At 63.3% G+C, this 21,693-nt stretch carries 19 protein-coding genes; 5 read left to right on the top strand and 14 right to left on the bottom strand.

The window, feature by feature from the left end:
- Positions 1-47: 47 nt before the first annotated feature.
- The 10 genes from NKJ00_RS12440 to NKJ00_RS12485 all read right to left on the bottom strand — a co-directional run bounded on the left by NKJ00_RS12440 (position 48) and on the right by NKJ00_RS12485 (position 12,311).
- Complete coding sequence (locus NKJ00_RS12440; protein ID WP_352611587.1) at positions 48-1,445, bottom strand: NAD(P)(+) transhydrogenase (Re/Si-specific) subunit beta; 1,398 nt, start codon at positions 1,443-1,445, stop codon at positions 48-50.
- A gap of 6 nt (positions 1,446-1,451) precedes the next feature.
- Positions 1,452-1,877: a proton-translocating transhydrogenase family protein gene (locus tag NKJ00_RS12445; RefSeq protein ID WP_006339983.1), complete on the bottom strand. Its 426-nt coding sequence runs from the start codon at positions 1,875-1,877 to the stop codon at positions 1,452-1,454.
- Entirely contained in the window at positions 1,877-3,145 is a 1,269-nt protein-coding gene (locus tag NKJ00_RS12450) for a Re/Si-specific NAD(P)(+) transhydrogenase subunit alpha (protein ID WP_352629864.1), read from the bottom strand. Before NKJ00_RS12450 ends, NKJ00_RS12445 begins: the two co-directional genes overlap by 1 nt.
- 85 nt (positions 3,146-3,230) lie before the next feature.
- A complete protein-coding gene (locus tag NKJ00_RS12455; protein WP_013528204.1) occupies positions 3,231-3,455 on the bottom strand; it encodes an aa3-type cytochrome c oxidase subunit IV in 225 nt (74 codons plus the stop codon).
- Between the two features lie 195 nt (positions 3,456-3,650).
- A complete protein-coding gene (locus NKJ00_RS12460; RefSeq protein WP_013528205.1) occupies positions 3,651-3,800 on the bottom strand; it encodes a DUF3096 domain-containing protein in 150 nt (49 codons plus the stop codon).
- Positions 3,801-3,920: 120 nt separating this feature from the next.
- Entirely contained in the window at positions 3,921-4,700 is a 780-nt protein-coding gene (locus tag NKJ00_RS12465; protein WP_013528206.1) for an N-acyl amino acid synthase FeeM domain-containing protein, read from the bottom strand.
- Between the two features lie 300 nt (positions 4,701-5,000).
- Complete coding sequence (locus NKJ00_RS12470; RefSeq protein ID WP_352629866.1) at positions 5,001-7,313, bottom strand: putative bifunctional diguanylate cyclase/phosphodiesterase; 2,313 nt, start codon at positions 7,311-7,313, stop codon at positions 5,001-5,003.
- A 144-nt stretch (positions 7,314-7,457) separates the two neighbouring features.
- Positions 7,458-10,952, bottom strand: a complete 3,495-nt coding sequence (locus NKJ00_RS12475; protein WP_352629869.1) for an indolepyruvate ferredoxin oxidoreductase family protein — start codon at positions 10,950-10,952, stop codon at positions 7,458-7,460.
- A 218-nt stretch (positions 10,953-11,170) separates the two neighbouring features.
- Positions 11,171-11,707, bottom strand: coding sequence for a hypothetical protein (locus NKJ00_RS12480; protein ID WP_352629871.1), 537 nt, complete (start codon positions 11,705-11,707; stop codon positions 11,171-11,173).
- Positions 11,700-12,311, bottom strand: coding sequence for a CGNR zinc finger domain-containing protein (locus NKJ00_RS12485; RefSeq protein ID WP_352629873.1), 612 nt, complete (start codon positions 12,309-12,311; stop codon positions 11,700-11,702). The genes NKJ00_RS12480 and NKJ00_RS12485 overlap by 8 nt, the downstream gene beginning before the upstream one ends.
- Before the next feature lie 148 nt (positions 12,312-12,459).
- Here NKJ00_RS12485 and NKJ00_RS12490 point away from each other — a divergent pair, with 148 nt between their 5' ends.
- From NKJ00_RS12490 to NKJ00_RS12505, 4 genes are all read left to right on the top strand, one after another.
- Positions 12,460-13,365 (top strand): branched-chain amino acid ABC transporter permease, encoded by a 906-nt coding sequence (locus NKJ00_RS12490; RefSeq protein ID WP_352629875.1) that lies wholly within the window; start codon positions 12,460-12,462, stop codon positions 13,363-13,365.
- Between the two features lie 190 nt (positions 13,366-13,555).
- Positions 13,556-14,140, top strand: coding sequence for a TRAP transporter small permease subunit (locus NKJ00_RS12495; protein WP_127412900.1), 585 nt, complete (start codon positions 13,556-13,558; stop codon positions 14,138-14,140).
- Complete coding sequence (locus NKJ00_RS12500; RefSeq protein WP_352629940.1) at positions 14,140-15,921, top strand: TRAP transporter large permease; 1,782 nt, start codon at positions 14,140-14,142, stop codon at positions 15,919-15,921. The genes NKJ00_RS12495 and NKJ00_RS12500 overlap by 1 nt, the downstream gene beginning before the upstream one ends.
- Positions 15,922-15,939: 18 nt before the next feature.
- Positions 15,940-16,968: a zinc-dependent alcohol dehydrogenase family protein gene (locus tag NKJ00_RS12505; RefSeq protein ID WP_352551316.1), complete on the top strand. Its 1,029-nt coding sequence runs from the start codon at positions 15,940-15,942 to the stop codon at positions 16,966-16,968.
- 83 nt (positions 16,969-17,051) lie between these two features.
- Here NKJ00_RS12505 and NKJ00_RS12510 read toward each other — a convergent pair whose 3' ends face one another.
- Positions 17,052-18,161 (bottom strand): TRAP transporter substrate-binding protein, encoded by a 1,110-nt coding sequence (locus tag NKJ00_RS12510; protein ID WP_127408373.1) that lies wholly within the window; start codon positions 18,159-18,161, stop codon positions 17,052-17,054.
- A 263-nt stretch (positions 18,162-18,424) separates the two neighbouring features.
- On the opposite strand from NKJ00_RS12510, the gene NKJ00_RS12515 reads away from it, so the two are divergent.
- Positions 18,425-19,198 carry a gamma-glutamyl-gamma-aminobutyrate hydrolase family protein gene (locus NKJ00_RS12515; protein WP_128302787.1) on the top strand — a complete coding sequence of 258 codons (774 nt, stop codon included), beginning with the start codon at positions 18,425-18,427 and terminating at the stop codon, positions 19,196-19,198.
- Here the strand turns inward: NKJ00_RS12515 and NKJ00_RS12520 are convergent, their stop codons facing one another.
- The 3 genes from NKJ00_RS12520 to NKJ00_RS12530 all read right to left on the bottom strand — a co-directional run bounded on the left by NKJ00_RS12520 (position 19,199) and on the right by NKJ00_RS12530 (position 21,683).
- On the bottom strand, positions 19,199-19,603 hold the full coding sequence (locus tag NKJ00_RS12520; RefSeq protein WP_032909483.1) for a hypothetical protein: 405 nt from the start codon (positions 19,601-19,603) through the stop codon (positions 19,199-19,201). It lies immediately after the preceding gene.
- Positions 19,604-19,680: 77 nt separating this feature from the next.
- On the bottom strand, positions 19,681-20,664 hold the full coding sequence (locus NKJ00_RS12525) for a 2-hydroxyacid dehydrogenase (RefSeq protein ID WP_023813607.1): 984 nt from the start codon (positions 20,662-20,664) through the stop codon (positions 19,681-19,683).
- Positions 20,661-21,683 carry a LacI family DNA-binding transcriptional regulator gene (locus tag NKJ00_RS12530; protein WP_128302785.1) on the bottom strand — a complete coding sequence of 341 codons (1,023 nt, stop codon included), beginning with the start codon at positions 21,681-21,683 and terminating at the stop codon, positions 20,661-20,663. The genes NKJ00_RS12525 and NKJ00_RS12530 overlap by 4 nt, the downstream gene beginning before the upstream one ends.
- Positions 21,684-21,693 lie beyond the last annotated feature (10 nt).

Consider the following 21,693-nt stretch of genomic DNA (forward strand, 5'->3'; position numbering starts at 1 on the left):
GGCACGAGGCCGGGCGCATCCTGGCTTGTCTCAGTGCCGATCGCCGATCAGTGGTCCATCGCCTTGACGATCTCTTCAGTCATCTTCTTGGCATCGCCGAGCAGCATCATGGTGCCGTCCTTGTAGAACAGCGTGTTGTCGATGCCGGCATAGCCGGAGCCGAGCGAGCGCTTGACGAACAGGCAGGTGCGCGCCTTGTCGACGTCGAGGATCGGCATGCCGTAGATCGGCGACGACTTGTCGTCCCGCGCGGACGGGTTGGTGACGTCGTTGGCGCCGATGACATAGGCGACATCGGCTTGCGCGAACTCCGAGTTGATGTCCTCGAGCTCGAACACTTCGTCGTAGGGCACATTGGCTTCGGCGAGCAGCACGTTCATGTGGCCGGGCATGCGGCCGGCGACCGGGTGAATGGCGTACTTCACGTCGACGCCATTGGCCTTGAGCTTGTCGGCCATTTCGCGCAGTGCGTGCTGCGCCTGGGCAACCGCCATGCCGTAGCCCGGCACGATGATGACTTTCTGGGCGTTCATCATCAGATAGGCGGCGTCGTCGGCCGAGCCCTGCTTGACCGTGCGTTCGATGCCGTCGTCGGCCTGAGCTGCCGTCTCGCCGCCGAAGCCGCCGAGAATGACGGAGATGAAGCTTCGGTTCATGCCCTTGCACATGATGTAGGACAGGATCGCGCCGGATGAGCCGACCAGTGCGCCGGTGATGATCAGCGCCAGATTGCCGAGCGTGAAGCCGAGGGCCGCAGCTGCCCAGCCCGAATAGGAGTTGAGCATCGAGACGACGACCGGCATGTCGGCGCCACCGATCGGGATGATCAGCAGGATACCGAGCACCAGCGAGGCGGCAACGATCAGCCAGAAGACCAGCTTCGATTCCGTGGTGACCAGCAGCACGATCAGCACGACGAGCGCGATGGCAAGTGCCGCGTTGATGAAGTGGCGTCCGCCGATCATGATCGGCTTGCCCGACATGCGGCCATCGAGCTTGAGGAAGGCGATGACCGAGCCGGTGAAGGTGATAGCGCCGATGGCGACGCCAAGGCTCATCTCGATCAGCGCCTGGGCGTGGATGTCACCATCCGTGCCGATGCCAAAACTTTCCGGCGCATAGATGGCGGCGGCCGCCACCATGACGGCGGCGAGGCCGACCAGCGAGTGGAAGGCGGCGACCAGTTGCGGCATCGAGGTCATGGCGATGCGCCGCGCGGTGACGGCGCCGACGCCGCCGCCAATGGCAAGGCCGAGCACGATGAGGCCGAAGCGGCCCGCTGACGGGGTTGCCAGCGCCAGCGTGGTGGCGATGGCGATGCCCATGCCGATCATGCCATAGAGATTGCCCTGGCGACTGGTGGTCGGATGCGACAGGCCGCGCAGCGCCATGATGAACAGAACGCCGGAGACGAGATAGAGGAAGGACGCGAAGTTGGCGTTCATGGCGCTCTACTTGTCCTTCTTCTTGTACATGGCCAGCATGCGCTGGGTGACGAGGAAGCCGCCGAAGATGTTGACCGACACCAGCATCAGCGCGACGAAGCCGAAGCCCGCGGCAATGCCGGAGGCGGCGATGCCGACGGCAAGCAGCGCGCCGACGACGATCACCGAGGAGATGGCGTTGGTGACGGCCATCAGCGGCGTGTGCAGTGCGGGGGTCACCGACCAGACGACGTAGTAGCCGACGAAGATCGCCAGGACGAAGATGGCGAAGCGGAAGACGAAGGGATCGATGGCGCCCCCGGAGAGCGCATGCGCAGCATCACCCGCAGCGTCGGCACCACCAGGCGCGGTCGCCATGTTTTGCACCGCCAGCCGGACGGCGGCGGAAGCCTGGTCGAGCTGGTCCAGGGCTTTCTGCAGGGTCTGGTCCATCACGCGATCCCTTTCGGCTTCGACGAGGGCGACTTGGAGGCGGCCGCCTTCTTGGGCGCGGCTTTCTTGGGCGAAGCGTCGGCGACCATGGTCTTGGCCGGGATTGCGGCCGGCTCGACATGGGGCTGCTGGTCGGCCTTCACGAATGCCGGATGAACCACCTTGCCGCCGTCGGTCAGCATCGTTGCCTTGACCAGATCGTCGTCGCGGTTGATGGCAAGCGTCTTGGTCGTCTTGTCGACCAGCGTTTCCAGGAAGGCAAACAGGTTTCTGGCATAAAGCAGCGATGCTGACGCCGCGATGCGGCCGGGCACATTGAGATGGCCGACGATTTTTACCCCATTGGCCGTTGTCACCACCTGGCCCGGTACAGCGCCCTCGACATTGCCGCCGCGCTCAACCGCCAGATCGACGAGCACCGAGCCCGGCTTCATCGAGGCGACCATCGCCGCCGACACCAGCTTCGGCGCCGGCCGGCCGGGAATAAGCGCGGTGGTGATGACGATATCCTGCTTGGCGATGTGCTCTGATGTAAGGGCCGCCTGCTTGGCCTGATATTCCTTCGACATTTCCTTGGCGTAGCCGCCGGCCGTTTCCGCAGCCTTGAATTCCTCGTCCTCGACCGCGAGGAACTTGGCGCCGAGCGAGGCGACCTGTTCCTTGGCGGCGGGGCGAACGTCGGTGGCGGTGACGACCGCGCCCAGACGCCGCGCGGTGGCGATCGCCTGGAGGCCGGCAACGCCGACGCCCATGATGAAGACCTTCGCCGCCGGCACCGTGCCGGCAGCCGTCATCATCATCGGCAGCGCGCGATCATATTCCGAAGCCCCGTCGATCACCGCCTGATAGCCGGCCAAATTGGCCTGCGAGGACAAGACGTCCATCGACTGCGCGCGGGTGATGCGCGGCATGAATTCCATCGAGAAAGCGGTGACGCCGGCCTTGGCAAAGGCTGCCACGGCGGCATCGTTGCCATAGGGATCCATGATAGCAATGACCGCTGTACCGGGTTTGTAGCTCTTCAGTTCGGCATCGCCGGGCCGACGCACCTTCAGCACGACATCGGCCTTGGCGACATCGGAAGCCTTGCCTATGGCGGCGCCGGCGCTCGCATAGTCGGCATCGACGATGCGCGAATTCAGACCGGCACCGGCCTCGACGACGACGTCGAAGCCCAGCGCGGCGAGCCGTTTCACCGTGTCGGGCGAGGCCGCGACGCGCGGCTCGTTGGCATCGAGTTCACGAGGGATGAAAACCGTCTGTCCCACCGCATGATCCTTTCGGCCGGAAGCTATTTCCCGCAAGGCGCCGGCCGGCCTCGCGGCGGCGCCATGGACAAGGTGTCGGAAAAATCTATCGGAGGATAAAGGCGCCGACAGCCAGAATCAGCACGAACAAAATCGTCGCCGAGAAGAAGCCGCCCGCGAAGAAGCCGAAGGCCATCGCCAGGAGCAGGGCGCCGCAAAACAGCGAGCCGTACTTGGCCAGCGCGAGGAAGCCCGCATAGGTGCGGTCATGCTCGGCATAGTCCATCTTCGCGCCCAGTTCGACAGGACCGGTCGGCGAGTGATCAGCCATAGGAATACCCCTTCGAAGACATCTTTCAGGCACATAGCGAAAAGCCGGGCCGAGAGCAATGGCGCTATTGCCGCACAACAACCGACAACTGCCTCAACGGAAACTTGAAGCCGGCGGCCAACGCGCCGGAGCCGAACTCAATGCGTGACGCGGAAAGATGCCCCAGAAGCGGTTGAGGCGGACGGTTGCAATCCCTCAGCCGGCTAGATGCGGAAATAGCCCGAGCAACCCGACGACGATCAGATAGAGCGCGACGATGTAGTTCAACAGCCTTGGCATGACCAGGATCAGCACGCCGGCGATCAGCGAGATGAGCGGGGTGAGCGCAAGTGTGGAAATGGTCATGACGGGTTCCCTCAAAAACTTCAGAATCGACCCGGAGCGCTGCTCGTGGCCGCACCCAGAACGCCGAAGTCGCCAAAAGGCTCCCCGTCGGCCCTGCAAAATCGTGTGAATCCTGCCGTATCAGGCGGCTTCGTGATAGTACTTTGCCGTGGGCAGGATGGTCAGCGGCGCGAGTTCTCCGACATGCGGCGTATCGAACAGCATGCGCTGTTCCATTGGCGTCGAGCGGAAGAACGGGAACCGTGAGAAGGACCGCTCGCGGATGGCGTTGACGTCGGCGCGGTAGAGTACGACCTTGTTGAAAACGCCCGGATAGGCGCGCGACTCGCTGATCTTCTCCGAGTAGTAGATACGCTTGTAGAAGCCGGCGTGATCCTCACGAATGGTCGACAGGCAGTAGGGCGCGTTGAAATGGAAGCACGCCATGCCGGCCAGTCGCAGGGTCAAGTAAGGAATCTGCGGGTAGACGCGCGACCATTCGGGATCGGACGCAAAACGGCTGGGGCAGATGAAGCTCAGCCCGTCACGAAGCATCGGCATGACGATGTCGCCAAAGGCCTTGGTGGAAGGCGACATCGGCGTCGCCAAGGTGACGTGATGGATACGCAGCGTGCTGACGAGTTCCTGGTCGATATAGACCCCGAAGCGGTAGACATTCGGTGCCTCGTCGAGCTCATCGTGAATGGTATGGTTTTCGTTGTCGGGAACCATATCGTTCGAGCGATATGACTTGTAGCGCAGGCGGTAGATGTCCTCGAGATCTTCGCCCTTGTCGCAGCGGCGGTACTCTGTCCGCTCAAGCATCGCCGAGACGTTGCGGGCGAAGCTGGACATGGTGTCGGCGGCGTCCTTGCCGTCCTCGCCCGTCACGGGACGAAGCGAACTCAACTGCACAATCATCAACTCAATCCCCGTACGTTGCCGCCGCGATCCGACACTACGACAGGGTCCTGGGATGTAAAAGATGAAAATGGGAAGCAGCCCGTTTACCAGTCGTTAAGGTTAACAATTGCTAAAATAAGACTAAAATAGTGCTTTCTTGATTTTCTGCGTCGCGACGGGGAAAGAGCATATCTCGGACATGACGGGAAGCGGCGGAAATTTTGGCATGGCCCGCGACGTGCAGGGAAACCTCGAGCCTCTTGAAGGAAACAGGGATGGGCTCTCAGTGCCTGGGCACCATGCGCCATACGCCGCAAATCAGCGACGTACCGCCTTTTTGGCGGTCCTGATATCCTTGGCGAAGGGCCATACGGTGTTCGACATCGTCTCGATGCCGGAAGCGCTGAGCGCCGAACCGAACAGGAACCCCTGGACAAGATCAGGCTTGACCTGCAGCGCCAGGATCTTGAGCTGCTCGAAGGTCTCGACCCCTTCGACGGTCACCGAAAGCCCCAGCGGCCGCGACAGGTTGACGATGCCCTTGAGCAGCTCGAGCGAACGGGGATTCTGGGTAACGTCCATCAGGAACGAGCGGTCGATCTTGATCTTGTCGAGCGGCAGCTTGTGCAGGTAGCTCAGGCTCGAATAGCCGGTGCCGAAATCGTCGAGCGCGATGCGCACGCCAAGTTGCTTCAGCTCCTCGATATACTGGCGCGTCAGCGACTTGTCGTCGAGCAGCGCCGTTTCGGTGACCTCGATCTCGAGCCGGGAGGCGGCGAGGCCGGTGCCGGCCAACGCATCGCGAACCTTCTGGATGACATCGCGGCTGCGGAAATCCTTGGCGGAGAGATTGACCGAGACGCTGGTCTGGTCGGGCCATTTGGCGCATTCGGCGCAGGCTGCCTGCAGCACGAAGGTGCTGATCTCGGAAATGATGCCCATTTCCTCGGCCAGTGGAATGAAGATGCTGGGCGAGATCGGCCCGAGATCGGGATGATCCCACCGGCACAGCGCCTCGCAGCTGGCGATGCGCATGGTGCTCATCGCCACGATCGGCTGATAGACCACCCGCAGGCTCTTGCTTTCCACGGCTGTGCGCAGATCCGCCTTCATCAGCTGACGGTTGCGGAAAGCGGCATCCATCGAGGCTTCGAACAGCCGCCAGCTGTTCTTCCCGAGTTCCTTGGCCTTGTAGAGCGCCAGGTCCGCCTTGACGATCATGGCGTCGACATCGGTATCCTTGACCCGCGACAGTACCGCGCCGCCGCTGGCCTGGATGCGTAGCCCGTGACCGGCAACGTCGACTTCCCCTTGCAGGCCGGCGAAAATCTCGTCGAGCTGGCTGGTCAGATGGCTCTCATCCTCGACGCGGTCGAAGAAGATCATGAACTCGTCGCCACCGAAACGGCTGACCGTGATATCTTGCCTGGCAATGGCGGCAAGCCGCTCGGCAACGGCATAGATCAAGCCGTCGCCGATAGGATGGCCAAGCGTGTCGTTGACGCTCTTGAAATCGTCGAGGTCGAGCACCGCCAGGCCGCAGAGACGATCGCGATCGCCGGACGCCATGGCCTCGCCGACCAGTTCATGGAAATAGGCGCGGTTGGGCAGGCCGGTGAGGTTGTCGTAACGTGCCATGAAGCGTATCTTGTCTTCCGCCTCGACACGGGCGGTGACGTCCTCGAAGGTGATCACGCCCAGTTCCTGGCTGCCTTCGCGAGCCGAGAACTCATAATGCTGGCCGTTGGCGAGGGAAACCAGCACCTTGCGGTCGCGGCCCTCGCGCAGGGCACGCGTCAGCTGCGCCTCGATGTAGCGGCAATCCTTGGGCGCCAGCATGCCGCCGGCGACACCGCGCATCAACAGACCATGGATCGACCGGCCGAGCAGCGCATCCGGCGACTTGAGCGACATCAAATGCGCGGCCTCGGCATTGGCCACCGCGACGCGGCCGTCCGGCCCGAGCATGACAAGGCCGTGCGACATGGTGTTGAGCGCCCGATTGAAGCGCTGGGCGATGCGGTTGGCCTTCTTTTCTTCCGAGACGGCCGCAAAAAGCACATCGCGTACGGTGTTGGCGAATTTCCGGATGGCGAACAGGAACGGCGCCGACAGGAGCCCGAGGAGGACATGGTAGATGTCGCCGCGCAGCAGGAAGCCCAGCGAGATCGGCCAGGTCAAGGCAATGGTCAGGATGGTGACCATGCGCGGCGAGCCGTAGTTGCGGCCGGCGATGGAGGTCGCCGTCGCCAGCGTCAGGCAAACGGAGGCGATTTCGGCGAAACCGTCGCGCGCGAAATAGATGCCGAGCAGGCAGAAGGCGCCAAGCGTCAAGCCATGCAGGGAGCCATAGAGAATGTAGTCATTCTCACGCTTGTGCGCTTCTTCCCAGGTCGTCGGCGAAGGCATGCTGTTGTATTTTCGAAAGTTTCTCATGCGGAACACACCGACGAGAACCATCGAGATCGCGACCAGCAAATACCGCGGATCGCCGTTCTTCCACCAGACAAGGCCGATCAGGAAAGTCTGCGCGAGAATGCCGATCGAAAGCGTCAGCCCGTCGCGAAACAAGGTTTCCACGAACGGAATGTAGACGTCGACCGGAATCTCGTTCTTTTTTCTCAGATTCAACGCCTGAATCCCAACCCTGGGGAGCCAAGCAGTGCCACATCCGCCTTAAGAAAGATTTAGAGAGACCCCCGCGCTCCTGCCGTCAAGCCGAGTGACGTAACGGAAAGCAAGGAAACTGTCGTTCAGGTAAACAAGGCGTATCGATCATTCGGCGGCCTGAAGTTCGGGCCGCGCCGGCGTACTCGACAGGCGTTCGAGCAGCCTTTGGCGTTCGCTCGAAGCCTTGTCGGCGCTGGCTCGACGGACGTGGCCGTAGCCGCGAATGAGGGCAGGCACCGAAGCCAATGCAGCCGCCGCATCGACCCTGGCCGGGGCCAGCGATCCGGCGATGAGCTCCAGATCCGCCTCGTACCGCGCCAGTAGCTGCCGCTCCATGCGCCGTTCGGCGGTGTAGCCGAACAGGTCGAAGGCGGTGCCGCGCAGGCCCTTCATCGCCGCCAGAACCCGAAAGCCCTTCATCATCCACGGACCGAAGCTTGATTTCCTCGGGCTGCCGTCATTGCCACGACGGCCCATGATCGGCGGAGCGAGGTGGAATTCGAGCTTTTCATAGCTCTGGAACTGTTTTCCAAGTTCGGCGACGAAAGAGCCGTCCGTGTAAAGACGCGCCACCTCGTATTCGTCCTTGATCGCCATCAGCTTGAACAGGTTCCTGGCGGCTGCCTGCGCCACCGCAGTCGAACCCGGCACGGCCTTCGCTTCGGCGGCGCGCAAAACGGCCAGCTTTTCGGCATAACGCTTGCCGTAGGCCGTATTCTGATAGGCGGTTAGGAAGGCGACGCGGCGGGCAATGATGTCGTCCAGCGTCTCGGCGATATCCGTGGCCTGGTCGGCCTTTCCAGCCACGGCCGGACCCGGCTGGGCAACGAGCCGGCGCACGAAATCCGGCTGATAGGCAGCACGACGTCCCCAGCGGAAAGCGGCGATGTTCATCGCCACGGCTTCGCCGTTGAGCTCGATCGCCTTTTCGACGGCCTCGGCCGACAATGGCAGGCCGCCGTGCTGGAAGGCAAAGCCGAGCATGAACATGTTGGCGCCGAGCGAATTGCCGAAAAGTGCCGTGGCGGTGCGGGTGGCGTCGAAGAAATGCGCCTTGTCGTCGCCCGCTGCCGCGCGGATCGCCTTTTTCAGCCGCTCTGTCGGCAACGAAAAATCGGCCGAGCGGGCGAATTCGCCGGGCATGATCTCGGCGGTGTTGGCGACGAAGATGGTGTGGCCCTCGCGCACAGCGGTCAGCACCTTCTTGGCGCCCGACACGACGAGATCGCAGCCAAGCACCAGATCGGCCTTGCCGGCCGAAACGCGGATGGCATGGATGTCGTCCGGGGTGCGGGCGATGCGGACATGCGTGAACACCGAGCCACCCTTCTGGGCGAGGCCGGCCATGTCGATCATGCCGCAGCCCTTGTCCTCGAGATGCGCCGCCATGCCAAGCACCGCACCGACGGTGACGACGCCGGTGCCGCCGACGCCATCGATGATCGCCGCCCAGCCCTGCTCGCCCAGCGGGAATTGCGCCGGCACGGGCACGCCTTCCAGCGGATCGGCCTTGCCGGCAAGGCCCTCGGCCTTGCGGATCTTGGCGCCGTGCACGGTGACGAAGGACGGGCAGAAGCCGTTGACGCAGGAGAAATCCTTGTTGCAGCTCGACTGGTCGATCTTGCGCTTGCGGCCAAATTCGGTCTCGACCGGCTGGATCGAGACGCAGTTCGACTGCACGCCGCAATCGCCGCAGCCTTCGCAGACCAGTTCGTTGATGAAGACCCGCTTGTCGGGATCGGGGAAGGTGCCGCGCTTGCGGCGACGGCGCTTTTCGGCGGCGCAGGTCTGGTCGTAGAGCAGCACCGAAACGCCCTTGACCTCGCGCAGCTCGCGCTGGACGAGATCGAGGTCGTCGCGGTGATGGATGGTGGCGCCGGCCGGGAATTCGGCCTTGCCGGCATATTTGCCGGGCTCATCGGTGGCGATGGCGATGCGGTCGACGCCTTCGGCGCGCACCTGCCTGGCGATCATGTCGACGGTCAGGCCGCCTTCGTGCGGCTGGCCGCCGGTCATGGCGACGGCGTCGTTGTAGAGGATCTTGTAGGTGATGTTGGCGTCGCTCGACAGCGCGAAGCGGATCGCCAGCGTACCGGAATGGTTGTAGGTGCCGTCGCCAAGATTCTGGAAGATGTGCTCGCGCTTGGAGAACGGCGCCTGGCCGACCCATTGCGCGCCCTCGCCGCCCATGGCCGTGAAGCCGACGGTGTTGCGGTCCATCCACAGCGCCATGAAGTGACAACCGATGCCGGCCGCGGCGATAGAGCCGTCCGGCACCTTGGTGGACGAATTGTGCGGGCAACCGGAGCAAAAGAACGGCGTGCGCGAGCCGATGTCGGTGGCCTCGGTGAGCATTGCCTGGAACTGGCGCAGTTTTGCCACCCGCGCCGAAATCTCTTCGGACGGGCCGATGGTCCTGACGATCCTCTCGCCAAGCGCGATGGCGATCTCGTTGGGATCGAGCGCGCCCTTGGCCGGAAACAGCCAGTCGCCGCGCTCGTCCTTCTTGCCGATAATGACTGGTTGGGTGGCAGTGCCATAAAGGCTTTCGCGCAACTGCACCTCGATCAGCGAGCGCTTCTCCTCGACGACGACAATGGTGTCGAGGCCTTGGGCGAAATCGGCGATGTGATGCAGGTCGAGCGGCCAGGGGCAGCCTACCTTGAACAGCCGCACCCCGATGCGGTTGGCGGCCGCCTCGTCGATGCCGATGTCGTCCAGCGCCTGGCGGACATCGAGGTAGCTCTTGCCGAGCGTGATGATGCCGATCTTCGGGTTGCGGCCGCCCGAATAGACGATGCGGTTCAGCCCGTTGGCAAGGATGAAGGCGGAGGCCGCGGCGCGCTTGTGCTCATGCAGCCGCTCCTCCTGGCCGAGCATGTCGATCTCGTGGCGGATGTTGAGACCGCCAGGCGGCATGTCGAAGTCCGGCACGACGATGTTCAGCCGCTCGAGCGAGGCATCGACCGAGGCGGTCGATTCGATGTTGTCCTTGACGCATTTGATCGCCGCCCAGGTACCGGCAAAGCGCGACATGGCAAAGCCGTAGAGCCCGTAATCGATGATCTCCTGGACACCGGCGGGATTGAGGATCGGCACCATCGTGTCGACGAACAGGAATTCGGTGGCGTGCGCATTGGTCGAGGATTCGGCCATATGGTCGTCGCCCATCAAGGCGAGCACACCGCCATGCTTCGACGAGCCGGCGAGGTTGGCATGGCGGAACACGTCGCCTGAGCGGTCAACGCCCGGCCCCTTGCCGTACCAGACCGAAAAGACGCCGTCATGAGTGCCCTCGCCCAGCAGTTCCGTCTGCTGCGCGCCCCAGCAAGCGGTGGCGGCCAGCTCCTCATTGAGACCCGGCTGGAAGACGATGTCAGCCTGGGCGAGCTGTTTCTTCGCCTTCCACAGCTGCATGTCGAGGCCGCCGAGCGGCGAACCGCGATAGCCGGAGACGAAGCCGGCCGTGTTCAAGCCCGCGCGACGGTCGCGCTCGCGCTGCATCAGCAGCATGCGAATGACCGCCTGCGCGCCAGACAGGAAGATGCGCTCCTTTGCGAGATCGAACTTGTCGTCGAGCGCGACGTCGTGCAGCGTCATCAGGCATTTCCTCTGCGGAGGCCACGCGGGGCAGGCAGCCAACGTCGGGGTCGGATGACGCATCCTTTCTCCCCTTGCAAGGCAGGTCAAACAAAATCGCAGATGCCAGGCAACGCGCAACGAACAGTCCGCGGCCATCCTGAATAGGGTATGAAACGATCCGCGGACATTGCCCGGCGCACGGAAATTTCAGCTGCGGCCCGGATGGCCGCGACGCGTCAGCCGCCCTTCGAGCAATCCGGCTTCGGTTCGCCCGGCAGCTTGCCGTCGGGATGGCCGACGAGATCGGGGTTGGCGGTGTAGAGCTGATCGATGACCAGCGGCCGGTCGGGCAGGATCGACTGGTCTTCCGTCGACATCAGCGTGGTATCGATCTTCTGCAGGACCGCGCCGTCGGCGCCCTTGATGCTGATGGCAATCGCATAGGGCTTGTTCTTGACGACGCAGGTCAGTGCCGGGCTCTCCAGCGTCACCTTGTCGAGCTTCGGCCAGACCTTCTGCTCGACCACCAGAGGCACGCCGCCGGCGGGATCCTGGAAGCTGGCGACCGCGACCTGGCCCTCTCCCATCGGCTTCAGCGGCCGCAGGGTCACGACATAGGTCGCCCTTGCGAGGCGGTAGTTGAAGACGAATATCTTGCCGGAAATCTCGAACAGCTTCCCTTCGTCGCTGCCGGTATCGCGGCTGGCGCCGAGCGCAACGGCCGCGATGAGTGCCGCGCCGACAAGGATCGAACGGGAAAGGCCGCTACGCATTCCTGACCTCATTTTCCGCCATGCGACGGCGACGATAGTGACGGCTTGCCTTCTGCCTGTTGCCGCACACCGCCATGTCGCACCAAAGGCGGCTGGAATTGCGGCTTCTGTCGACGAACAGCCAGGTGCAGTTGGGACAGATCCTGAGCCTCGCGACGGTGTCGTCGCGCAGAAGGGACAGCGCCGAAACCGCCAGTGCCGCCTCGAAGGCGATCGGAGTCAGGGGATCACCGAAGGGCCTCCCCGGCGCACCGATCTCGGTCCGGCTGCCGGCAAGGCCATCGCCGCAGGCTCTCAGGAATCCGGGCAGATCAGTGGTGGCAACCGCGCCCTTCGACGCCGCATCACGAAACAGCCGGTCCGTCGCCTCGCGGATCGACAGCACGACGGGCGCGATCGCCACCGCCGAGGATACCGCCAGCGGCCTTTCGCCAAGTTCGGCGGCGCGAAAGCGGCTCGCCGCATCGGCGAAGCGGGCAATCTCGGCCGGGTCGTCGAAGCGATCGAACGTCCGCTCCGGATCGCCGCGCAGCACGACGGTGTTCGCCGTGTCGAGCGCAAGCAAGCCGCCGGTGAAGCGGTGCGGGATCCAGGATACCGTCATGCCTAGAATCTAACCGATAAATCGCATTTGACAAGTTAGATTTAGCGATGCACCCTCACTCCGGGATGCGGTGATCTCCGCAGCCTTTTGAGCATGTCGTTGGCCAGAACCGCTTCGCACTTTTGGGCGGCATGCTTCGAGGTTTTGCATGCTCTATTTCTTCCAGCAGGTGCTGAACGGGCTGCATTCGGGCGCGCTTTATGCGCTGCTCGCCTTTGGTTATGTGCTGACCAACGGCATCCTGCACCGCACCAATCTCGCCTATGGCGCATCGTTCGCCTTTTGCGGCCAGACGATGATCCTGACCGCGGCCTTCGGCTATCAGATGCTGTGGCTGACGCTGCTGGCGGCGGTGGCGCTCGGCGTCGTGGCGGCTTTCCTTTATGCCGCGCTGATCAGCCACGTGCTGTCGCGCAGTGTCTTCGAACCTTTGGCCGACCGCACGCCAAATGCGATCGTGGTGACGACGCTCGGCATCCTGTTGCTGCTGTCCGAAGCGAGCCGCATCGCCGCCGACACGCATGATCTGTGGCTCCCGCCGATGCTGGCGCAGCCTATCGTTTTCGCGCAGGGCGCGACCTTCAAGGCGACGCTGACGCTCATCCAGCTCATCGACTGTGCGGTGGTGCTGACGGCAATCGTGCTGGCCAGCTGGGCGTTTGCCCGGTCGAGCTTCGGCCGGCGCTGGCGTGCCGTCTCCGACGACCCCAAGGCAGCCGCGATGTGCGGCGTCGACGTACGCGCGGTGTTCCGGCACGCGGTGCTGTTCGGCGGCTTCTGCGCCGCGCTGGCCGGTGTGATGGCCGGGCTCTATTACGGCAATGTCAGCTTCGGCTCAGGCCTCGTCTACGGGCTGAAAATCCTATTCGTGACGGCGGTCGGCGGCTATCTCTCGCCACCGCGCGCAGCACTCGGCGCGGCCGCCTTCGGCATGGCCGAATCGCTGTGGGCCGGCTATTTCCCGGTCGAATGGCGCGACGCGTGGATGTATCTGTTCCTGGTCACGACGCTGATCCTGATCGGCGCCGGCCGCGACACCGGCAAAATCGCCTGAAAAGGTCAGACTTTGGTTGCATGACGCGAGGGCAGATCGCCGGTATCGGGCACTGTCTGCCATGCGATGATATTTGCTGCCTCTATGCTTGTTGACCCGTCAGTCCACGCGCGGCATACCGTTGGACCACGCGGCGTGACGGACAAAAAAGGGGGGAGCCGGCACGCCTCCGGTACAAGGGAGGAAATGCATGGCAGGGCTTCTTGCTCTATCCAGGACTATTGATCGCGCCAACGAATTCATCGGCAAATGGATATCGTGGCTGATCCTGCTGGCGATCCTGGTGAGCGCCGCCAACGCCATTATCCGCAAGGTGTTCGACATATCCTCGAACGCCTGGCTCGAGCTGCAATGGTACCTGTTCGGCGCCGCCTTCATGTTAGCCGCCGCCTATACGCTGAAGCAGAACGAACATATCCGCATCGACATCGTCTACGGCCTGTTTTCACGCCGCGTACAGCACTGGATCGACCTGCTCGGGCATCTCTTCTTCCTGATGCCGTTCGTGACGCTGATGGTGATCTATTTCGTGCCCTATGTGTCGCTGTCGTTTCGCAGCGGCGAGATGTCCAACAATTCCGGCGGGCTGATCATCTGGCCGGCCAAGGCCATCCTGCTCATCGGTTTTTTCCTGCTCGCGCTGCAGGGCATCTCCGAAATCATCAAGAAGATCGCCATCATGCGCGGAGACATGGACGACCCCAATCCCTTCATATCGGTGCATGAGCAGGCCGAACTCGAAGCCAAGGCGCTGGCCGACGAGGTGCGCTCGTGATGGAGTTCATCGCGCAGAACATGGCGCCGATCATGTTCGCCTCGCTGATCATCTTCCTGCTGATCGGCTACCCCGTCGCCTTTTCGCTGGCCGCCAACGGCTTGATGTTCTTCTTCATCGGCGTGCTGCTATCCCCCTATTCCGGAGGATCGATCAACCTCGCCTGGCCGCTCCTGCACGCATTGCCGGATAATTTCTACGGCAGCCGGGTGATGTCGAACGACACGCTGCTGGCCATCCCGTTCTTTACCTTCATGGGCATCGTGCTCGAGCGGTCGGGTATGGCCGAAGACCTGCTCGACACGATCGGCCAGCTGTTCGGGCCCATCCGAGGCGGCCTCGCCTATGCGGTGATCTTCGTCGGCGCGCTCTTGGCGGCGACCACCGGCGTGGTGGCGGCTTCCGTCATCGCCATGGGCCTGATCTCGCTGCCGATCATGCTGCGCTATGGCTATGACCGCCGGCTCGCATCCGGTGTCATCGCTGCCTCCGGCACGCTTGCCCAGATCATCCCGCCGTCGCTGGTGCTGATCGTGCTTGCCGACCAGCTCGGCCGCTCGGTCGGCGATATGTACGCGGGCGCGTTGATCCCGGGCCTCGTGCTCACCGGCCTCTATATGTCCTACATCCTGATCATGTCGATCATCCGGCCGAACTCGATGCCGGCGCTGCCGCTCGAGGCTCGTACACTCGGCCATGGCGTGATGTCGCTGCTGGTGGCTTTGCTGGTCACATCAGCGGTTTCCTACGCGGCGTATCGTTATCTGGCGCCGGCGCATGGCGACAATGCCGACATTCTCGGCGCGACGGCCGGAGTGCTGTTCATCTACATCGTCGCCATTGCCGACAAACGCCTGAACTTCAACATGATGTCCAGGCTCGCGCAGCAGGTGATCATCGTGCTGATCCCGCCACTGGCGCTGATCTTTCTGGTGCTGGGCACCATCTTCCTGGGCATCGCCACGCCGACGGAAGGCGGCGCCATGGGCTCGGTCGGCGCCTTGTTCATGGCGGCGGCCAAGGGGCGCTTGTCGCTTGACGTCGTCAAGCAGGCGCTGGCCTCGACGACAAGGCTGTCGTCCTTCGTGCTGTTCATCCTGATCGGCGCACGGGTGTTCTCACTGACCTTTTACGGCGTCAACGGCCATATCTGGGTCGAGCACCTTTTGACGTCGCTGCCGGGCGGCGAGGTCGGCTTCCTGATCGGCGTCAACATGCTCGTCTTCTTCCTCGCCTTCTTCCTCGACTTCTTCGAATTGGCGTTCATCATCGTACCACTGCTGGCGCCCGCCGCCGACAAGCTCGGCATCGACCTGATCTGGTTCGGCGTGCTCCTGGGCGTCAACATGCAGACCAGCTTCATGCACCCGCCCTTCGGCTTCGCGCTGTTCTACCTGCGTTCGGTGGCCGCGCGCGTGCCCTATCTCGATCGTCTCACCGGCAAACAAATCGCGCCGGTGACCACCGGACAGATCTATTGGGGCGCGGTGCCCTTTGTCTGCATCCAGGTGATCATGATCGGCTTGACCATCGCCTTCCCGCAAATGGTGATACACTACAAGGGAACGACCGTCGATCCGGGCACCATCGACTACAAGGTACCGGAGGTGCCCGGCCTGTCGCCGCTCGGCACGCCGCCGGCGGATGGAGCGGCGCCCGCTGGTGGCGGCACGGCGCCGGCAGCTCCCGACCTTTCGCAACCGCCCAGTTTCGGCGATCCGACACCGGCAAAGCCGGCAGCGCCACAGCCTGACCTGTCGCAACCGCCAAGCTTCAACTGAACCGGCATGGTCAAAACCATGAAAGCGGTGCGGCTGGAAGCAGTGGGCGGCATCACGCTGCGCGACGTCGACATGCCTGACATCGGTGCGGATGAGCTACTGGTGCGCATCGAAGCCTGCGGCGTCTGCGGAACGGATCGGCATCTGTTTCACGGCGAATTTCCGTGCACGCCGCCGGTGACGCCCGGCCATGAGTTCTCCGGCATCGTCGAGGCGATCGGAAAATCGGTCTCGGGTTTTGCCATCGGCGATCGTGTCACCGGCGACCCCAACATCGCCTGCGGGCGCTGCGCGCGTTGTCACGCGGGACAAGTCAATCTCTGCAGCAATCTGCGCGCCATCGGCATTCATCGCGACGGCGGCTTTGCCGAATACCTTGCCTTGCCGCAGAAGCAGGCTTTCGTCCTGCCTGCCGGCCTGAACCCCATGCACGGTGCCTTCTGCGAGCCGCTCGGCTGTTGCCTGCATGGCGTCGACCTTGCCGGGATCAAACCGGGCAGTTCGGTGGTCGTGCTTGGCGGCGGCGTGATCGGCCTGCTCACCGTGCAGCTGGCAAGATTGGCGGGAGCCACGACCATCATTCTGTCGACCAGGCAAGCTTCGCGGCGCGCGCTCGCCGAGGACCTCGGCGCGACGGTGACGATCGATCCAACCGCCGCCGATGTCATCGATGCCATCGCCGGACCGGCGGGGCTGGTGCCAGGCGGTGTCGACGTCGTCTTCGAATGCGCGGGCGTGCGCGAGACCGTCGAGCAGTCCATGCGGCTGGCCCGCGCCGGCGGCACCGTCGTCATCGTCGGCGTGACGCCACAAGGCATGAAGGCGGAATTCGAGCCGTTCGACCTGTTGTTCCGCGAACTGAGGGTGCTCGGTTCCTTCCTCAATCCCTACACCCACCGCCGCGCCGCCGAAATGATCGCTTCCGGTGCGATCGAGATCGACAGGCTGATCTCCAGGCAGGTGTCGCTTGAAGAAGCGCCAGCGGTGATCGCCAATCCGCCGGCGCCCGGCGAGGTCAAGGTTCTGGTGGTGCCGCGCCTAGGCTGAACCGCCGGCTTCGCCTCCCGGGATATACAGAAAAGCTCCCTGAGTGTTCCGCCCAGAGAGCTTTTGAGCAGAAGTCCGGCCGACTACAGCTTGCCGTTGCGCTGCTGGACCATCATGAAGGTGTCGTAATTGTATTCGGCCACCTGCGCCCAGAGATAATGCTCCTTGCGGAAGCCCTTGATCGATTCCCAGATCTTCTTGAACGGCGCGTTGGAGGCTTCCATTTCGGTATAGACCTCGTTGGCCTTTTCGAAGCAGGCGGCCATGATCTCCTGGCTGAACGGGCGCAGTTTCGCGCCGCCAGCCACCAGCCGCTTCACCGCCGCAGGGTTCAGATAATCGTATTTCTGCAGCATGTTGGCGTCGGCCGCCTGTGCGGCAGTGCGCAGCAGCGACTTGTACGTCGGCGAAAGTTCTTCGTACTTCGCCTTGTTGAACATCAGGTGGACGGTCGGACCGCCCTCCCACCAGCCGGGATAGTAATAATAGGGCGCGACCTTATAGAAGCCGAGCTTCTCGTCGTCATAGGGACCAACCCATTCGGCCGCGTCGATGGTGCCTTTCTCCAGCGCGGGATAGATATCACCGCCGGCGATCTGCTGCGGCACGACGCCAAGCTTCTGCACCACCTTGCCGGCAAAACCGCCGATTCGCATCTTGAGGCCGGAAAGGTCGGCCACCGTGTTGATTTCCTTGCGGAACCAGCCACCCATCTGGACGCCGGTGTTGCCGCCCGGCAGGCCGAAAAGGCCCTGCGTGGCGAGAAACTCGTTGAACAGGTCGATGCCGCCGCCATGGTAATGCCAGGCATTCATGCCGCGTGCGTTGAGCGAAAAGGGAACCGCCGCACCGAGCGCCCATGTCGGGTCCTTGCCCCAGTAATAATATGCCACCGTATGGCAGGCCTCGACCGTGCCGGCCGTGGTGGCGTCGGCGGCCTGCAGGCCAGGCACCAGCTCACCGGCAGCAAAAACCTGGATCTGGAAATTGCCGTCGGTGGCTTCCGACAGCATCTTCGAGAACACCTCGGCGCCGCCATAGATGGTATCGAGCGACTTCGGGAAGGACGACGCCAGCCGCCATGTCACCTTGGGATTGGACTGGGCGATGGCAGGCGCCGCCAGCGTGGCCGCCGCCGCCGCGGCACCGACGCCGGTGACACCGGCCTTGCGAATGAATGAACGACGATCCATGAACTTCCTCCCTTTTGGATCAACAGGCCGACGCCAGGAAATCCTCGGTTTCCCTGTCGGTTCGTTCGAGACAATACACGGGCAAGAAGTCGAGTCCAGCAGGCCGACCCGATTTGACGGCAAAGCCCAGCTACCCTGCAACTATAGTCTAACAGGCCATTTCGTGGCCCATGCGACACGTTGAAACTTGGCATGGAAAAATGCCCGGCGATAGCCTATTTTGCAGGCAGGACATCCTTGCCCAGATGGAACATAGAGCCAAAATGCACCAGCCGCTCGTCGCCATATCGACCGACGTCCGTCAGTTCGACAACTACACCTGGCATGCAGCCCCACAACAATATCTGGAAGCGGCGATCACCGGCGCCGGCGTGTTTCCGGTGCTGGTGCCATCGTTCGGCGACCGGCTCGATTTCGACGAACTTCTGTCGTCGGTCGACGGCGTCATGGTCACCGGCTCGAAATCCAATGTGCACCCCTCGCTTTATGGCGGCGACGCCAGCGAAGCCAATGGCCCCTATGATCCGGCGCGCGACGCCACGACGCTGCCGCTCATCCGGCGGGCGATCGAACGCGGCGTGCCGCTGCTCGCCATCTGCCGCGGCATCCAGGAATTGAACGTGGCGCTGGGCGGCACGCTTGGCACCGAGATCCAGGAGCGCGAGGGTTCGCTCGACCACCGCGCGCCGGTGAGCGACAAGCAGGACGAACGCTTCGCCATCCACCAGACCATTTCGATCAAACCTGACAGTTGCCTGGCCGGCGTGTTCGGTGCCGGCGACATCAAGGTCAATTCGTTGCACCGCCAGGCGATCGACCGGCTCGGCTCGAAGCTGCAGGTCGAGGCCGTCGCCAGCGACGGCACGGTCGAGGCGGTTTCGGTGCGCGACGCCCGCGCCTTCGCCGTCGGCGTGCAATGGCACCCGGAATACTGGGTCAAGTCGGACAGCAATTCGGTGAAGATATTCCGTGCCTTCGGCGATGCGGTTCGGCTGCACGCCGCAGCGAAGGCTGGCGCACGGGCCGCAGCGGAATAATCAGTCGCCAGATTTCTTATCGCCTATGGCCGCCAGCGACAGCAGCGGCAGCGCCGGGGCATAGGATTCGTAGCCGTCGCCGTCGGCAGTCGCGAAGGTGACGATCGGATCGACGCCGTTGGCGCTGAAGGCGACCGTGCCGTCGTTTTGCTCGCGCCAGAACTTCGCCTGCTCTATGCCCGGCAAGAGCCGGCGGCATTTCGGAGCAACGGTGAGCAGCGACAAACCGTCCGAAATTTCAGCCCCGCGGCTGACTGCACAGACCGCCTCATCGCCATTGGCGACCAGCCTGTAGCTGTTGGACAGGGCGGCCTCGTTGGCCACGCTTTCCACGCTGCCGCCATGAAACAGCTGAATGCCACCAAACAGCGCTGCGGCAGCGATCAATGCGGAAAGTGCTTTCATCATTCTTCATCCACGTACACGGATAGGTTGAAGAATGATTCCAAAGGGTTAAGCTGACGTTAATAAGTGAGGCAGCCTCAAGCTCGCGCCTTGACTTCCGCCGTCTCGGGCACCGGGGTCAGCGGACGGCGCTCGGTGAACCAGGAGACCAGATTGTCGACGCAGAGATCCGCCATGGCGCGGCGGGTATGGTCCGAGGCCGAGCCGACATGCGGCAGTAGCGAGGTGTTGGGCGCATCGAGCAGCGCCTTGGGCACGTTCGGTTCGTCGGCAAAGACGTCGAGGCCGGCGGCGGCGATGGTGCCGGTGACAAGGGCTGCCGCAAGCGCTGCTTCGTCGACAGTGCTGCCACGGCCGATGTTGACGAAGACGCCGTTGGCGCCAAGCGCCGACAGGATCTCGGCATTGACCGCCTTCTCCGTCGAGGCGCCCCCCGGCGCCACCGAAATCAGCGTATCGACGGCTTCTGCAAGCCCTTTCAGGGTCGCATGATACTGGTAGGAAAGACCTTCGACACGGCGCCGGTTGTGGTAGGCGACCGGCAAGCCAAAAGCTTCCAGACGCCGGGCGATGGCCTGCCCGATGCGGCCCATGCCGAAAATACCCACACTGCGCCCGCGCAAGGTCAGCCGGCTCAGCGGATAGTTGCCCTTGCGCACCCAGCTGCCGTCACGCAACCAGGTTTCGGCGCGCGGCAAGTCGCGGATGGTGTTGATCAGCAGCCCGATCGTGGTGTCGGCGACCTCCTCGGTCAACACGTCGGGCGTGTTGGTGACCATGATGTTCTTCGCTCGGGCATGGACGACATCGACCGAATCATAGCCGACGCCGAAGGAGGCGATGAGTTCGAGGTTGGGCAATGCATCCATCATCGCCGCGTCGATGCCGGCAAACGAAGCGATGCCGCGCACATCACTGCGCATCTCGTCAGTGACGAGCGCCGGATCGGCGCGTTCGATTCTGACACGCCTGAACGTGCGGTTGATGCGGTCGACCGCATGGTCGTTGAAATCGCCCGGCACCAGGATGGCGACGGATTGCAGCTGTTCGGCCTTGGTCATACACGCTCCACCGGCTTGCCGGTCGACTGACGCACATGCAGTTCCGGCTTGATCAATTCCTGCGAGGGCCGCACCGTCTGGCCGTTGAGCTTGTCGAGCAGCGCGCTGGCGGCGCGGCGGCCAACCTCGCGCTGGCCGTTCCAGACAGTGGTCAGCGCCGGCGTCGCGATCGCCGCTTCCTCAAGGTCATCATAGCCGGTAACGGAGATGTCTACGCCGGGCACAAGGCCGGCACGGGCAATGCCGTTCATCAGGCCGATGGCGACAAGGTCGTTCCAGCAGCAGGCAGCCGTCGGTCTGTCCTTCAGCGCCAGGAACTGTCCGGCGGCCTCGAAGCCGGCCTGCTTGGTGCGTGGGCCGGCGATGCGCCATGACGGCCTGACTTCCAGCCCGGCCGCCTCCATCGCGTTGACATAGCCCTGGTAGCGGTCACGGCCGGTCGAGGTCTGGTCGGTGCCGCCGATCATGGCGATGCGCTTGTGGCCGAGCGAGATCAGATGGTTGGTGGCGAGGCCTGTCCCATAAGAGTCGTCGCCGCGAAACACCGGCACGTCGGCACCCTCGACGGTGCGCGCGATCAGCACAGCGGGGAGGCCGTTCTCCTCGGCCATCAGGATGTCGGAAGCCGGCGTGCCTATCGCCGGCGACATGATGACGCCGTCGGCGCCGAGCTGCAAAAGCGTATCGATAAAGGTGCGCTGCTTTTCGAGCTGATCATAATGATTGGACAGGATGAAGGTCTGCCGGCTGCGGTCGAGCTCGCTTTCGATCGAGCGCAGGATCTCGGCGAAGAATGGGTTCATGATGTCGTGGACGACGACGCCGACAATGCCGGAACGCGAGGTGCGCAGGCTGGCGGCGCGTCGGTTGTAGATATAGCCGATGGCGCGGGCATGTTCCTTGATGCGGTCACGGGTGGTCCCGGCAACCAGAGGGCTGTCGCGCAGCGCCAGCGAGACCGTGGCCGTGGACACGCCGAGCGCATCCGCGATCGTCGAAAGCTTGATTTTTTGTGCCAGCGACGTGTGC

Origin of the sequence: Mesorhizobium sp. M0227 (genome assembly GCF_040321855.1) — a bacterium.
Lineage (GTDB): Bacteria > Pseudomonadota > Alphaproteobacteria > Rhizobiales > Rhizobiaceae > Mesorhizobium.